Raw genomic sequence first — 13,920 nt, 5'->3', positions numbered from 1 at the left:
GACACGCAGCCAGTGTCAGGCGGCCAACTCGCGGCTGACCAGCTCGACCCAGTAGCGCATCCCGGGCAGGATCGCGTCATCGTTGAAGTTGTAGGCGGCGTTGTGCAGCTCGGCGCTCTCGCCATTGCCGTACCAGACGATGGCACCGGGGCGCTTCTCAAGCATGTAGGAGAAATCCTCCGAGCCCATCATCCGGTCGCAGTTGGCATCGACGTTCCCAGCCCCGACGACCGCGCTGGCCGCACCGAGCGCGACGGCGGTCTTCGCCGCGTCATTGGCAGTCACCGGGTAGCCCGGACGCCAGTCGAGCTCGGCCTCGCAGCCGAACTGCTCGGCCCCGGCGTTGAGAAGACGGCGCAGGTGGCCCTCGATCTCGGCGCGGGTGTCGGAGTTCATCGTGCGGATGGTGCCGCCGAAAGTGGCGGTGTCGGGGATCACGTTGAGCGCCTTGCCCGAGCCGGATTCAAGGTAGGTGATCGAGACCACGACCTGATCGAAGGGATCGGAGAAGCGCGAGACCAGCGTCTGCGCCGAAGCGATGAGATGCGCCGCCGCGACCACCGGATCGATCGACATGGTCGGCGCCGAGGCATGGCCGCCGCGCCCGGTCACGGTCACCACGAAGCGGTCGCCCGCCGCCATCAGCGGGCCGGGCCGTGTGGCGAACTGGCCCACCGGCAGGCCGGGCTTGTTGTGCATGGCGTAGACGCTCTCGATGCCGAAACGCTCGAGGAGCCCTTCCTCGATCATCGTGCGCGCGCCCGCGCCGCCCTCTTCGGCGGGCTGGAAGATCAGCGCCACGGTGCCGGCAAAATCTCGGGTCTGGCAGAGGTACTGCGCGGCGGCGAGCAGCGTCGCGGTGTGGCCGTCGTGGCCGCAGGCATGCATCATGCCGGGCACCTTCGAGGCGTAGGGAAGGTTGGTTTTCTCGTCCATCGGCAGCGCGTCCATGTCGGCACGCAGGCCGATCACCGGACCGTCACCCTTGCTGCCCCTGATCAGCGCCACGATGCCGGTCTTGGCGATGCCGGTCTCGATCTCGTCGACGCCGAAGCCCTTCAGCTTCTCCTCGACGAAGGCGGCGGTCTTGTGCAGCTCGTAGAGAAGTTCGGGCTGTTCGTGGATGCTGCGTCGCCAGCTTTTCGCCTCATCGGCGATGCGGGTCATCTCGTCTGCGTGGGTCACGCGGTCTCTCCTGTTGTCTCGATCCGACCGAGCGCGCTGCGCGGGCGGCGGCGGCATCGCTGCGCAGGGCGGGAGGATCGCGGGGACCGCTCCGTCTTGGCATGGGGATGCGCACCACCGGGCCCCTGTCGCGACGGCCCGGGCGGATCACGCGCGCACGGTTGCAGAAAGCGGCGGCGAGGCCAAGGTGCTCAGAGCGAATCTTCGACCCGGAAACCCTCGGGGATCGCATCGCGCCCCTCGAGCAGCAGATCGGCCATGACCTGCGCCACCTTGGGGCCCATGCCGAAGCCGATCTTGAAGCCGCCATTGGCGATGAAGTGACCCTTCCGCCCCGGCCAAGCCCCGAGCATCGGCGCGCGGCTGCGGGCACGCGGTCGCACGCCGGCCCAGCGTTCGATCACCTCGGCCCCGTGCAGGGCGGGCACCGCAAGCGCCGCGCGGGCGACGAGGTCGTCGCATTGTTCGTCGGTGGAGACCGGGTCTTCGAAGTCGCGCTCGGAGGTCGAGCCGATCGCCACGGTCCCGTCGGCATGGGGCACGACGTGCAGCCCCTCGGCGTAGATCTGCGGCACTTCACCGGCGTCGAAGCGCAGGCTCACCGACTGACCCTTCACGCCGGTGCCGACGTTCTTGCCGAGCGCTTGCGACAGCTCCTGCAGCCCGCGCCAGCCGGTCGCCCAGACCACCTGCCCCGCGTCCTCGGCCTCGGGCACCACCTCGACCCCCCGCACCGCCAGCGCCGCGACCAGCGCCGCGCAGGCCCGGCGCGGGTTCATCCGCGCGGTCAGCGTGTCCCGCACGAGCAGGCCCGAGGGGGTGACCGGCGCCCAGGGCCCGGCCGCCTCGGCCGGGATCACCTCCCAGACCGCGTTGTCCCCCCAGAGCGCGCGCGCCGTGACCTCGCGGCCGCGCGCCAGATCCTCTGCCTTGGCGTCGGCCAGCGGCTGCAGCCGCCCCAGCCGCCCGTAACCCGCCGAGACGCCGCCAGCGGCCTCGACCCCGGCCCAGAACTCCGCCGCCATCAGCAGGCTGTCAAGCTGGAACGCCTTCTTTGGATTCCAGTTCTCGGGCACATGCGGGGCCAGAGCACCGACCTGGCCGCCACTCGATCCCGAGCCCGCACCGTAGGGGTCGACGACCTGCACCCTGGTGCCGCGCGAGACGCAGGCCCAGGCGATCGACAGGCCGAAAATCCCCGCCCCGCGCACCGTCACATCCACGCCATTCTGCCCGCTTGCCATTCCGTCGACTCCGCTTCATGTAGGATCACAGTTCTAGGACAGGACCGCAGAATGAGCCAGCCCGACACCCCGGAATGGCGTGACGGAGACGTGCCCGTCTCGCCGCGTTTCGACGACCCATACTATTCGCTGGAAAACGGCCTGTCGGAGACCCGCCACACGTTTCACGCCGGCAACGATCTGCCCGCGCGTCTGCGCGACGGGTTCCACGTGGCGGAGCTGGGATTCGGCACCGGGCTGAACCTTCTGGCGACGCTGGCGCTGTGGCGCGCGTCGGGTACCCCCGGCCAGCTGCGCTTCACCACCTTCGAGGCGTTTCCGCTCGCCGCCGGGGACATGCTGCGCGCGCAGGCCGCCTTCCCCGAGCTGTCAGACATCGCCACCGAGCTCGCCCCCTTCTGGCAGGCGAACGCACGCGAGATCACCCTGCCGGACCTACGGTTCACCATGGTCGAGGGGGACGCCCGGCAGACCCTCGCCGCCTGGGACGGACAGGCGGATGCGTGGTTCCTCGATGGCTTCTCCCCGGCCAAGAACCCCGAGCTCTGGGGGCCGGAGCTGATGACCGAGGTCGCCCGCCACACAGCGCCCGGCGGCAGCGCTGCCACCTATACCGCCGCCGGCCACGTGCGCCGCGCGCTGGCCGAGGCCGGTTTCGAGGTCGAACGCCGCCCCGGGCATGGCCGCAAGCGCCACATGACCGTCGCAAGGAAGCCCTGAATGGCCCAGCAGGACACGCGCCTCGGCATCTGGCTGATGGTGCTCACCACCTTCATCTTCGCGCTGCAGGACGGCCTTTCGCGGCATCTGTCCGAGGCCACCAACGTCTACATGGTGACGATGGTGCGCTACTGGTTCTTCGCCGTCTTCGTGCTGACGCTGGCGGCGCGCAGCAAGGGCGGTCTGCGTGGAGCGGTAAAGAGCGGCCAGCCGGTGTTGCAGGCGATCCGCGGCGTGCTGCTGGTGCTGGAGATCTGCGTCATGGTCTCGGCTTTCGTGCATCTCGGGCTGGTCGAGAGCCACGCGGTCTTTGCCTGCTACCCGCTGCTCATCGCCGCGTTGTCCGGCCCGGTGCTCGGCGAAAAGGTCGGCTGGCGGCGCTGGAGCGCCATCGGCATCGGTTTTCTCGGCATCCTCATCGTGCTGCAGCCCTCGGGCGGCGTGTTCTCGCCGCTCGCAGCGATCCCGCTGGTGGCCGCGCTGATGTTCGCCCTCTACGGCCTGCTGACCCGCCGTGTCGCCCGCACCGACAGCGCCGCGACCTCCTTCTTCTGGACAGGGGTGGTCGGTGTGGTCACTGCCACGCTGATCGGCATGTGGTTCTGGGTGCCGATGAGCCTGCCCGACTGGGGGCTGATGGCGCTGCTCTGCCTGACGGGGGCGACCGGCCACTACACGCTGATCAAGTGCTACGAGGTGGCCGAGGCCTCGGCGGTGCAGCCCTTCGCCTTCCTGCAGCTGGTCTTTGCCGCGGCGCTCGGGATGGTTGCGTTTGGCGAGACACTGCGCCCCAACGTTGCCCTCGGTGCAGCGATCGTGGTTTGCGCCGGCATCTTCACCCTCCTCCGGGCGCGCAAGGCCGAGCAGCGCTGAGCTGCCCGGCCCCGCGCGGCTCAGGCCGGTTCCGTCACGGTCTCAGGGCGGGCGATGTGCAGCGCCTCGTAGGATGGCAGGCGGATGTCCAGCACCCGCCCCTCGCGCACCAGCACCCGGTTGGACTGCGGTCGGGCGATGAGCTGATCCAGGCTCCAGGCTTCGAGCACCATGAAATCGGCCCGCCGCCCCGGGCCGAGGCTGCCCGCCTCGAAGCCGCAGATCGCCGCCGGGGCCGCGCCCGCCAGCCCGGCGCTGTCCCCAAACGGGTGGTCGAGGTGGCAAATCCGCACCGCTTCCCGCCAGGTGTCCAGCATGTCGTGATCGCCGTAGGCGTAGAAGGGATCGCGGCAATTGTCCCCGGCCACCGCCACCGGCACCCCGGCAGCGCGCAGCTCGTGGATCGGCATCACCCCGCGCCAGCGCGGCGTGCGGCCCGGCACACGGTCCTGAAGGTACATGTTGACCGTCGGTAGGGTGATGAGCGACAGCCCCGCATCCTTCACCAGCGCGATGGTGGCGTCCATTTCGGATTCGGGCAGACGCGCCAGAGAGCAGCAATGGCCGCAGGTCACCCGCCCCTCGTAGCCATGGCGGATCGCGGCGCGGGCGACGTGCGGCAGAGCTCCCGCCTCGGCGGCCTCGTCCACGTGCAGGTCGAGATCGAGATCGCGCTCCTTGGCCAGCGTAAACACCCGGTCGAGCAGCCCGTCGATATCGTCGAGCGAGCCGTGGGTGCCGCCCGAGGCACGGGTGACCCCGCCAAGCAGCCCGCCATGCTCGGCCACGATGTCGGCAAGGCGGACCGCGTAATCCGTCCCCCAGGCGTCGAAGGGCACCAGCGCCGAGGCCTGCAGGGCAATGCGTCCCTTCCAGGCCTCGCGGATTTCGGCGAAAGCGCCCCAGACGGTTTCGCCCTGCCCCTCGTGGCTGTCGAGATGGGTACGGATCGCGGCGACGCCGTGCGCCTCGGCGCAGGAGAGACCGAAATCCATCCGGTGGACCAGGTCGTCGTGACGCCAGTGGGCGATGCGGTCACGGGTGGTGGCCTCGCGCGCACCGGGATGGGTGCCGCCCGAGGCGGGGGCGCGACCCATAACGTGGCCCTTGTCGAGATGGGTGTGCGCGTCGACCAGCATCGGCCAGACATGGCGGCCGCCGAGCGAGACACTCGGCGTATCCGTGGCAATGCGCCCCGGCGCGGCGATCGCGGCGATACGCCGGTCACGGAGCAGCAGCTCGACCGCCGCGGTTCCGTCGCCATCCACCGGAGCGCCGGCGGGAGCGCCCTCGGTCAGCAAAGCGGCAGGACAGCGCAGATCGGTGAGCAGCAGGTCTCCGCCTGCCGCGAGCGCCTCGGTGAGGCGGCGGTGCATGGGGTTGGTCATCTGTAGTCTTTCCGTATCTGGTCCGAAGGCTCAGCTTTCGCCCTGCCCGAAGTGGTCCTTGATCGCCTGCATGAAACCATCCGCCGCCGAGCTGAGCGCGCCGCGGCTGCGGTGCACCAGGCTGAGCCGCTGCCGTCCGGCGGCGGCCATCAGCGGCAGGAAGGCCAGATCGCCGTCGCGGAGCTCCTGGTCGACATCGACGCGGTTGAGGAAGGTCACATGCGGCGAGCGGCGCACGAGGCGTTTCATCATCTCGGTGGAATTGGTTTCCACCACCGGCCGCAGGTCGGCGTTGGCCGGGGCGAGGTTCTCGATCAGCGGCCGAAGCGACAGCTGGTGCGAGGCCAGCACCAACGGGTAGATCAGGCAGTCGGCGACGCGCACGTTTGGCTTGGCGGTAAGCGGGTGGCCGGGCGCGACCACCGCACCAAGCCGATGCTGGAACACCGCCGAAAGCTGCATCCGGTTGTCCTCGGGCAAGTTGTAGCCCAGCCCGATCTCGGCCCCGCCCGAGGCGACCATCTCCATCAGCTCGGAGCGGTTGCAGACGGTCACCTTCACCTCGACCCGTGGGTGGCGTTCGCAGTAATCGGCCACCACGTCGCCGAGCCGTCCGGCGGCGAGGGTGCCCATGGTTGCCACGGTGACCTCGCCATGGCTCAGGCCCTTCAGCGCATGGATGCGCGCCTGCAGCCGGTCGTGGCCCTTCAGCGTCTCGCGGATATGGGCGACAAGCAGTTCGCCCGGCGCGGTCAGCTTCAGCCCGCGCGGCAGCCGCTCGAAGATCGGCACGCCGAAGTCGGCCTCGACCTCGAGCACCTGTCGGTTGACCGCGGAGGCCGCGACATTCAGCTCGCGCGCCGCCTTGCGGATGGAGCCCTGACGGGCGACCTCGTCGATGTAGCGCAGAGCGCGGCCGTGCAGCATGGACCTTCCGAAGCTGGGTCTCGCAGGGATCGAGGCCCTGCCCTTTGTCGTGATGTTGTCACCCGGAAGGCCCATGCTCAACGCCTTACTTCTTGGCCGCTTTGCTGGCGGCGAAGTTGGCGTTGATCCGCATGGTCAGGTAGTCGCCCGCGGTGATCGGCTCGTACTTGCCGAGCGGGCCCTGCATCACCGCATCGCGGTTGGCCTGGCAGAAGAACGGCAGCGACAGGCGGCGGCCCTTGTATTCACCCTCGTGCGGCATGCGCACGCGGTGCAGGGTTGATTGCAGCTGGTCGTCCGACCAGCGCATCAGCATGTCGCCGATGTTGCAGGTGATGTAGCCGCGGCGCGGCGGCACGTCGGTCCAGGCGTTCGATCCGGCGTCCTTGCCCGGGCAGACCTGCAGCCCGCCCTCGCCTTCCTTCTGGTGCAGGATGGTGAGGCAGTCGAAGTCGGAATGCGCCCCGGCGCGCCAGGCCTTGAAGTCCTCGGGCTTGGCGTCTTCCATCGACATGTAGTGGATGAGCCGCAGGGTCGACTGGTACTGGTCGGACTCGGGGTCATGCGCGTGGGTGAAGAAATCCTCGGGGAAGCCCATCTTCAGCGCGAAGCACGACAGGATCCGCATGCCCAGCTCCCAGTTCTGGCGCTCGAACTTCAGCGCGCGCTCCTTGAAGCGGGGCAGTTCGTCCTCGGTCGGCCATTTGCCCTCCATCAGCGGGCGGGTGACCTGGTAGCTTTCCTTGTTGTCCGGCGTGCCGGTCGAGGGGCGCACCTGTGCCTTGAATTCCCAACCCGCGTTGGTGCCCTTGGGCATCGGGTATTGCGCCTTCACCTCGGTCGGCAGCTCGAAGAACTCCCAGGCGGTATCGAAGGCGGCGTCGATGTCTTCCTCGGGGATGCCGTGGTTGTAGACCTGAAAGAAGCCGATGCCGGTCGAGGCCTCCCAGAGGGCGTCGGCGATCTCGTGCTTGCGGGTATCGAAGTCCGACAGGTCGATGGCGGGCACGTCGCGCTCTACGGTGCTGCCCATGCCTCCGATGGTGGTTTCCTTGTTCAGCTCAGCAAGGTCGTAACTGGTGCTCATTGCAGTCTCCAAAGTAGGTTGCCGGAGCGTCCGGCAGGTTGGGGAGCAATGTCCGGGCCGGGGCCTGACTGCTTCTACTCCGGGGGATGCACCGGGCGGCGAACCGCGCGGCACGAAGGGGTCAGCGCTTGCGCGGCAGGCTCCAGGGGAAGAGCAGCTTCTGAGCCCAGCTCACCGCCTGGAACAGCGCCAGCGACATGGCGGCGAGGACGAAGAGCCCGGCCCAGGCCTGCGGCAGCTTGAACATCGAGGTCGAGAACTGGATGAAGTAGCCGACCCCCGCGTCCGAGGCGCAGAACTCGGCCACCACCGCGCCGATCACCGCCAGCGTCACCGAGATCTTCAGCGCCGAGAAGACGTAGGGCACGGCGAAGGGCAGCCGGATCTGGGTGATCTCGCGGAAGGCCGGGGCGCGCAGGCTGCGCGACAGCTCGATCAGTTCCGGCGGCGTGGCGGCAAGGCCGGTCGCGGTCGAGACCACCAGCGGGAAGAAGCAGATCAGCGTGGTGATGACAATACGTGGCGCATCCCCGGCCCCCAGCACCACGATGATGATCGGCGCGATGGCGACCACGGGCGTCGATTGCACGATGACCAGCAGCGGGTAGAGCGTGCGGTTGAGCGCGGGCGAGCGCACCAGCGCGATGGCCAGCGGGATGGCGATGGCGATCGCCAGCGCAAAGCCCAGCAGCGCCACGCGCAGCGTCGCCCAGACGTGGCCCATCCAGCGCTCGGCCCCGATGCTCGGGAAGGTCGAGAAGATCGAGCTCGGCGCGGGCAGCAGGTAGCTCGGTATATCGAGGGTGCGGGCGGCCAGTTCCCAGAGGGCCACGGTGCCGAGAATCGTGAGGATCGCGGCGACACCCGGTGCAGCGAGGATGCGGCGCGGGTCGGGGCGTTTGCTTTCGGGCTTGGTGAAATCTGGCATCGAAAGGCTCATCAGGCGGCATCCCTTTGCAGCAGGAGGTCCCGCAGGTGGGCGGCAAGCTCGGTCACGGCGGGATCCTTGATCGTCTCGCGACCGCGCGGGCGGGCAACGGGCACCGGCAGCTCGGTCAGCACCGAGCCGGGTCGGCCGGTCATCACCAGCACGCGGTCGGCCAGCAGCGCCGCCTCGCTGACGGAATGGGTGATGAAGACCACGGTTTTCGGCCGCTCACCGAAGATGCGCAGCAGATCGAAGCCCATCTCCTCGCGGGTCAGCGCGTCGAGCGCCGAGAAGGGCTCGTCCATCAGCAGGATGTCGGGCTCCATGTGCAGCGCGCGGGCGATGCCGACGCGCTGCTGCATGCCGCCCGAAAGCTCGTCGGGCAGGCGCTTGCCGAAGCCCTCGAGCCCGACCATGCGCAAAAGCTCCTGCGCGCGGTCGCGGTCGTGGCTGCCCACCCGTCCGCGCTTGTGGCGGACGGGGAACATGACGTTGTCCTCGATATTGGCCCAGGGCAGCAGCGTCGGCTTCTGAAAGACGATGCCAATATCCTCGCGCGGGCCGTCGACCCGCCGCCCGAACACTTCAACCGCACCCGAGGTCGGCTCGAGCAGCCCGGCGATCATCCGCAGCAAGGTGGACTTGCCGCAGCCCGAAGGGCCGAGCACGGCGAGAAACTCGTGCCGGGCGACCTCGAAGCTGACATTGCGCAGGGCCTCCACCCGGCCTGAGCCGGTCTCGAAGACCTGGCCGAGCCGGTCGAAGCGAATGGCGGCGGGGGTCTCCATCAGCCTTCCCCGCCGGGCTGGAAGGCGCGGGTGACGAAGACCTCGGGGTTCTGCGCGCTCTCGTCGAGGCCCTGCGCCTGCGACACGCGGGTCCAGGTGGCGGCAAGACGGCCCGGCTCGAAGACGCCGAGGCCATCTTCCTCAGTCACCTCGTTGAAGATCAGACCCAGCGTGTCACCCAGCGAGCCCAGCACGTCGCCGTGCTCAAGCTCGGGCACAATGTTGACCACCGATTGCGCCGCCTCCTCGGGGTTGGTCCGGCAGAACTCGACGGACTTCTTGAAGGCGGCGACGAAGCGCTTGGCCACGTCCGGGCGCTCGGCCAGGAAGGCGTCATTGGCAACCAGCGAGGCGGAGTAGAGTTCAAGCCCGGCCGCCGACCATGGCAGCGCGATGATCTCCTTGCCCGCGTCCTTGCCCTGCCCGACGTAGCGCGAGAGGTCGGTCATCCAGGCAACGATGCCGTCGACCTGCCCCGTCATCAGCATCGGCCCGAGCGCACCGGCATCGGCCTTGGTCAGCTCGAAGTCGGCCTCGGTCAGCCCCACGTCCTCCAGCACCAACGGCAGGTAGACGTTCGACGAGGTGAAAGGCGAGGTGGCGACCTTCTTGCCCTTCACGTCGGCCACGCTGTCGAAACCGCTGTCCTTGACCGTGTAGAAGGCGTGCGGTCCCTTGTTGAACACCGACATCACCGCGGTGACCGCGACGCCTTCCTGTGCCTTGGCGGCCATCAGCGCGCCGACGTCGGCCGAGCCAATGTCCGACGAGCCGGCAGCGAGGCGCGAGATCGCGTCCGACGAGCCGCGCCCCGAGGCGATGGTCACGTCGAGGCCCGCGTCGGCGCAGAAGCCCTGATCGACGCAGACGTAGATGGGGGCCTTGTCGCCGCCGGGCAGCCAGTCGAGCTGGTAGGTGACCGGATCGCCGGCCAGTGCAGTGGTCGCCGTGAGCGCGAACCCGAGCGCCGTGAGCGTGGTGCATTTGGACATCATGTGGAGCCTCTCCCTAGTGTGCGGTTTTGTTGGACAGTTGCAGGTGGTCAATCTCGACCTTGCGGAAGCCCTCCGAAAGCATCCGGTCGCGGGCACAGCGCCGCCGTTCCGGATCTGCGCACATCAGGCAGGTCCGGCACTCGTGCGCCATGAGATCTGGATTCTTGGTTTTATCGTTACTGAGCAGTTGGTTACTGGTCATTTCTGGCCTCGTCAGAGTCGGAACTACTGGCGAGCAATGTCCAGGATCGGGTCCAGACCGCTTCTACTCGTGCCCTCATTTATGGAACGCGAAAATCGATCCAGGCAACGGCAATCTATGAGTTTCATGATTGCCCAATTTTTGAACAAACCTTGACCCCCGAATATCCCATTTCGCGTGCATAAAATTAAATCACGACTTTTTAATAGCTTAAAATACCCTCCGCTACGGAACGCAGTGGAGAAATTCCGAGATTCTTGCACATGAAATAACCGTACTCATTTTGAGAACGGTTTTCGCGACAAATTCTGCCGGCTATCCCACGATTGCGCGGGCCTACCTGACCGCATCAACCGTGACATTGCGGACGAAAAAGTCGCACAGCCACGGCTGGCCATGTGTCTATCCCAGCCCGAGAACCAGCAGCACCAGCGGGATCGTCACGATCGCGACAAGGGTCTGCGCCGTGACCAGCCCGGCCATGAGCGTCCCGTCGCCTCCCATCTGCCGGGTGAGAACATAGGCCGTCGGCGCGGTCGGAATGGCCGAGAAGACCACCAGCACCAGCGCCTCCACCGGCCCGAGCTCGAAAAGCGCCGCGACCAGCGCCGCGATCCCCGGCACCAGCAGCAACCGCAGCACGGAATTGCCCGTCAGCGCAGGCAGGTCTCCGCGCAAGGTCTCGGGGCGCAATGCGGCCCCTACGCAAAGCAGGCCGAGCGGCAGGCTGCCGCGCGCGAGGAGCTCAAGGAACCTTTCGCCGCCATAAGGCAAACCGACCCCCAACAGCGCCAGCGCGATGCCCAGAAGGCAGGCGAGGATCAGCGGATTGCGCAGCATGGTTCGCAACAGCCGCCCCGGTCGCCGCAGCACATCGGCCTCGCTCAGCGCGATGATCGACAGAACGTTGACCAACGGCACCGCGATCGCAAGGTAGACCGCCGCCCGGGTCATGCCCTCGGCCCCTGCGAGGCTCGCGGTGATCGCCAGCCCCAGATAGGTGTTGAAGCGCACCGCCCCCTGCAGCGCCGGACCGAAGCGCGCCGCGGGCATCGGCCGCAGTCTTCGCAGGGTCGCCAGCCCAAGGGACACCAGACAGATTGTCGAGATTGCCGCACCGCCAAGCCGCAGGATCTGCGGATCATCCAGCGGTGCGTCGAGCAGGCTCGAGACGAGCAGCGCCGGGAAGAGCAGGAAGTAGTTCAGCCGCTCCGCTGCGGGCCAGAACCCGGAATCCGGGAAGCCCTTGCGGGAAAGACCGAAGCCCAGACAGATCAGGCCGAACAACGGCCAGATGGTGATAAACAGCATGTCACGCCCTGCACTTGCGCCCCTATCGCACTGCAGAGGCGGTGTTTCTCCTTGCTCTATAGCGTGGACGGACCTCGGCGTCAGGAGGAACGAGCCGCTGGAGAGGACAGGCGTCTACACCACTACACATGCGACCATGGTGAGTATAGAATTTCACCTGAGGTGAAAAATGGAACATATCATGCTCGACTCCTACGATCGCAAGATCCTCTCGCTGCTCCAGCGCAATGCCGAGATGCCGGTCGCGGAGATCGCCGCCGAGATCGGATTGACCAGCACGCCCTGCTGGCGGCGCATCCGCAAGCTCGAGGAACGCGGCTACTTCAAGCGGCGCGTGGCGCTGCTCGACGAGGAGAAGCTGAACGTCGGGGTCTCTGTCTTCATGGCGATCCGCACCAACCAGCACAGCCGCGAATGGGCCCGCGCTTTCGTCAAGGCGGCCGAGGAAATCCCCGAGATCGTCGACATCTTCCGGTTGGCGGGCGAGATCGACTACATGCTGCGGGTGGTGGTGCCGGACATCGCCACCTTCGACCGGGTCTACCAGCGGCTGATTCAGAAGGTCGAGATCCAAGACGTCTCGTCGATGTTCGCCATGGAGACCATCAAGTCGAGCACCGAGCTGCCGCTGGATTACGCCTGAGTGTCAGGCCCGCGGGACGCGGGCCAGCCCGCGGGCATCCCGGAATTCAAGCCGCGCTGGCAGAGAAGATCGCCCGCGCGTCGTCGACCTCGTAGCCATCCACGTAGGCCACCGCGTCGCGCGACAGCGTTGCGACGCTCTGCAGGATGAAATCCACCTCGGCCTCGCTCATCAGCACCGACAGGTTGAGCCGCACGAAGCCCGGCTTTTCCAGTTCCTGCCCCGAGAGGATCGCCGCGCGGGTCTCTGCCGCCGTCTCGGCGTCATAGCCCAGAAGGCGCAGCACGTAGGGACCGGCACAGGCGCAGCCACCGCGCGCCTGGATGCCGAAGCGGTCGCTGAGCATCTTGGTCGCCAGTTGCTGGTGAATGTAGCCGCCGCGCGGATCACGCAGGCGGAAGGAGAGCACGGGAATGCGCGCGGCCTCGGTATTGCCGAGAAGCTCGATGCCCGGCGCGTCTCGCCAGGCCGCGATGGCGCGGGCCGAAAGCTCGGCGTTGCGCTGCGCCATGTAGGCCGCACCAATCTCTTCCTTCACGATCACCGCCAGCGCGGCGCGGATGTCGCCGACAACGTTGGGTGTGCCCGCCTCCTCACGTGCCTCAAGCGCGCCGGAATAGTCATGCCCCTCGGACGAGACGAAGCGCACTGTGCCACCGCCGACCCACGTGGGACGCTCCGAGACCACCGCGTCGCGGCGCAGCACCATGACGCCCGACGCCCCCGGCCCGCCGATGAACTTGTGCGGCGAGAAGACCAACGCATCGATGCCCGCACCCTGCTGGTCCATCGCCATGGGCAGGTAGGGCCCGCCCCCGGCGTAGTCCCAGACCATCAGCGCGCCGGCGTCCTTCACCCGGCGGGTGAGGCCCGCGACATCCGCGATGATGCCAGACACGTTGGAGGCCGCCGAGAAGGCGCAGATCACCCGGTCATACTGCGCGGCATCCGCCAGCGCCGCGTCCAGCGCGGCCAGATCCGGCCCGCCCTCCGGCGCCTCGGGCAGCTCGATCACCTCGGCACCACTTTCGCGCCAAGGCAGGATGTTGGAGTGATGCTCATAGGGACCGATGATGACTTTGACCCGGCCCCGATCCGCGCCGAGCAGATGCACCAACCGGTTGAGACCGGCCGTCGCGCCGCTGCCCGCGAAGATCACCGCATGCTCGGCGGTCGCGCCGCAATGTGCGGCGATGGTGGCCCGGGCGGCACCCCGCAGCCGGGTCATGAACCCGCCGCAGAAGGAGGCTTCGGTGTGGCTGTTGGCGTAATAGGGCAGCACCCGCTCGAGCAGGAACATCTCGAGCGTCTTCAGCGCCCGGCCCGAGGCGACGTAATCTGCGTAGACCAGCGGTTTCGGCCCGAAGGGGCCGTCGATCACCGTGCCCTTGCCAACGAGGTCCGCGCCCATCTCGGCGACAGGCGGAAGCGCGGCGCGGAAGGAGGACAGAAGGCTGGCGGGATCGGGGGACGTCATGGGGGCCTCTTTGCTTTTCTGATCTGGCTGCGCAGTCCTGCTGCGGCTTTGAGCGCAGGCTAGCAAACCCCATGGGACAGCAGGTTCCAAATTCGACGCGCCCCACCCCAGAAGTTCGCAATCTGATGCTACACTTTCTCTCATATTGAGCA

The 13,920-nt window shown here is 67.7% G+C and carries 14 protein-coding genes; 3 read left to right on the top strand and 11 right to left on the bottom strand.

Annotated elements, in window-relative coordinates:
- Nucleotides 1-15: 15 nt before the first annotated feature.
- Together BM397_RS06750 and BM397_RS06745 are read right to left on the bottom strand one after the other, a co-directional pair.
- Nucleotides 16-1,185: a M20 aminoacylase family protein gene (locus BM397_RS06750; protein WP_342707597.1), complete on the bottom strand. Its 1,170-nt coding sequence runs from the start codon at nt 1,183-1,185 to the stop codon at nt 16-18.
- A 191-nt stretch (nt 1,186-1,376) separates the two neighbouring features.
- A complete protein-coding gene (locus BM397_RS06745; RefSeq protein WP_092420173.1) occupies nt 1,377-2,429 on the bottom strand; it encodes an NAD(P)/FAD-dependent oxidoreductase in 1,053 nt (350 codons plus the stop codon).
- A 51-nt stretch (nt 2,430-2,480) separates the two neighbouring features.
- Between BM397_RS06745 and mnmC2 the strand changes: the two genes are divergently transcribed.
- Together mnmC2 and BM397_RS06735 are read left to right on the top strand one after the other, a co-directional pair.
- Entirely contained in the window at nt 2,481-3,149 is a 669-nt protein-coding gene (mnmC2, locus tag BM397_RS06740; protein ID WP_092420170.1) for a tRNA (5-methylaminomethyl-2-thiouridine)(34)-methyltransferase MnmC2, read from the top strand.
- Nucleotides 3,150-4,022 carry a DMT family transporter gene (locus tag BM397_RS06735; protein WP_092420168.1) on the top strand — a complete coding sequence of 291 codons (873 nt, stop codon included), beginning with the start codon at nt 3,150-3,152 and terminating at the stop codon, nt 4,020-4,022.
- 20 nt (nt 4,023-4,042) lie between these two features.
- Here the strand turns inward: BM397_RS06735 and BM397_RS06730 are convergent, their stop codons facing one another.
- The 8 genes from BM397_RS06730 to BM397_RS06700 all read right to left on the bottom strand — a co-directional run bounded on the left by BM397_RS06730 (nt 4,043) and on the right by BM397_RS06700 (nt 11,648).
- Entirely contained in the window at nt 4,043-5,410 is a 1,368-nt protein-coding gene (locus BM397_RS06730) for a cytosine deaminase (RefSeq protein WP_092420165.1), read from the bottom strand.
- Nucleotides 5,411-5,440: 30 nt separating this feature from the next.
- The gene (locus BM397_RS06725) at nt 5,441-6,337 is read right to left on the bottom strand and encodes a LysR family transcriptional regulator (RefSeq protein WP_092420162.1); all 897 of its coding nucleotides are present in this window, start codon (nt 6,335-6,337) and stop codon (nt 5,441-5,443) included.
- Between the two features lie 85 nt (nt 6,338-6,422).
- Nucleotides 6,423-7,424, bottom strand: coding sequence for an isopenicillin N synthase family dioxygenase (locus tag BM397_RS06720; RefSeq protein WP_092420159.1), 1,002 nt, complete (start codon nt 7,422-7,424; stop codon nt 6,423-6,425).
- 121 nt (nt 7,425-7,545) lie between these two features.
- Nucleotides 7,546-8,364 carry an ABC transporter permease gene (locus tag BM397_RS06715; protein WP_218124842.1) on the bottom strand — a complete coding sequence of 273 codons (819 nt, stop codon included), beginning with the start codon at nt 8,362-8,364 and terminating at the stop codon, nt 7,546-7,548.
- A complete protein-coding gene (locus BM397_RS06710; protein WP_092420156.1) occupies nt 8,364-9,140 on the bottom strand; it encodes an ABC transporter ATP-binding protein in 777 nt (258 codons plus the stop codon). The genes BM397_RS06715 and BM397_RS06710 overlap by 1 nt, the downstream gene beginning before the upstream one ends.
- The gene (locus BM397_RS06705) at nt 9,140-10,135 is read right to left on the bottom strand and encodes an ABC transporter substrate-binding protein (RefSeq protein ID WP_092420153.1); all 996 of its coding nucleotides are present in this window, start codon (nt 10,133-10,135) and stop codon (nt 9,140-9,142) included. Before BM397_RS06705 ends, BM397_RS06710 begins: the two co-directional genes overlap by 1 nt.
- A gap of 13 nt (nt 10,136-10,148) precedes the next feature.
- The gene (locus BM397_RS28930; protein ID WP_143015329.1) at nt 10,149-10,337 is read right to left on the bottom strand and encodes a hypothetical protein; all 189 of its coding nucleotides are present in this window, start codon (nt 10,335-10,337) and stop codon (nt 10,149-10,151) included.
- A 402-nt stretch (nt 10,338-10,739) separates the two neighbouring features.
- Nucleotides 10,740-11,648: an AEC family transporter gene (locus BM397_RS06700; protein WP_092420150.1), complete on the bottom strand. Its 909-nt coding sequence runs from the start codon at nt 11,646-11,648 to the stop codon at nt 10,740-10,742.
- A 169-nt stretch (nt 11,649-11,817) separates the two neighbouring features.
- On the opposite strand from BM397_RS06700, the gene BM397_RS06695 reads away from it, so the two are divergent.
- On the top strand, nt 11,818-12,291 hold the full coding sequence (locus tag BM397_RS06695) for an Lrp/AsnC family transcriptional regulator (protein WP_245695954.1): 474 nt from the start codon (nt 11,818-11,820) through the stop codon (nt 12,289-12,291).
- A gap of 46 nt (nt 12,292-12,337) precedes the next feature.
- Here the strand turns inward: BM397_RS06695 and BM397_RS06690 are convergent, their stop codons facing one another.
- A complete protein-coding gene (locus BM397_RS06690) occupies nt 12,338-13,768 on the bottom strand; it encodes an aminotransferase class V-fold PLP-dependent enzyme (RefSeq protein WP_092420147.1) in 1,431 nt (476 codons plus the stop codon).
- Between the last annotated feature and the right edge of the window lie 152 nt (nt 13,769-13,920).

This window comes from Alloyangia pacifica (assembly GCF_900116195.1).
In the GTDB taxonomy this organism is placed as follows: domain Bacteria; phylum Pseudomonadota; class Alphaproteobacteria; order Rhodobacterales; family Rhodobacteraceae; genus Salipiger; species Salipiger pacificus.
The sequence above is the reverse complement of the archived record's forward strand: the minus strand, read 5'-3'. Positions and strand labels throughout refer to the sequence as shown.

Coding starts and splice junctions, on each gene's coding strand:
- BM397_RS06690 (WP_092420147.1), bottom strand. CDS start 13,768: ATGACGTCCCCCGATCCCGCCAGCCTTCTGTCCTCCTTCCGCGCCGCG.
- BM397_RS06715 (WP_218124842.1), bottom strand. CDS start 8,364: ATGAGCCTTTCGATGCCAGATTTCACCAAGCCCGAAAGCAAACGCCCC.
- BM397_RS06705 (WP_092420153.1), bottom strand. CDS start 10,135: ATGATGTCCAAATGCACCACGCTCACGGCGCTCGGGTTCGCGCTCACG.
- BM397_RS06700 (WP_092420150.1), bottom strand. CDS start 11,648: ATGCTGTTTATCACCATCTGGCCGTTGTTCGGCCTGATCTGTCTGGGC.
- BM397_RS06735 (WP_092420168.1), top strand. CDS start 3,150: ATGGCCCAGCAGGACACGCGCCTCGGCATCTGGCTGATGGTGCTCACC.
- BM397_RS06725 (WP_092420162.1), bottom strand. CDS start 6,337: ATGCTGCACGGCCGCGCTCTGCGCTACATCGACGAGGTCGCCCGTCAG.
- BM397_RS28930 (WP_143015329.1), bottom strand. CDS start 10,337: ATGACCAGTAACCAACTGCTCAGTAACGATAAAACCAAGAATCCAGAT.
- BM397_RS06720 (WP_092420159.1), bottom strand. CDS start 7,424: ATGAGCACCAGTTACGACCTTGCTGAGCTGAACAAGGAAACCACCATC.
- BM397_RS06745 (WP_092420173.1), bottom strand. CDS start 2,429: ATGGCAAGCGGGCAGAATGGCGTGGATGTGACGGTGCGCGGGGCGGGG.
- BM397_RS06695 (WP_245695954.1), top strand. CDS start 11,818: ATGGAACATATCATGCTCGACTCCTACGATCGCAAGATCCTCTCGCTG.
- mnmC2 (WP_092420170.1), top strand. CDS start 2,481: ATGAGCCAGCCCGACACCCCGGAATGGCGTGACGGAGACGTGCCCGTC.
- BM397_RS06710 (WP_092420156.1), bottom strand. CDS start 9,140: ATGGAGACCCCCGCCGCCATTCGCTTCGACCGGCTCGGCCAGGTCTTC.
- BM397_RS06730 (WP_092420165.1), bottom strand. CDS start 5,410: ATGACCAACCCCATGCACCGCCGCCTCACCGAGGCGCTCGCGGCAGGC.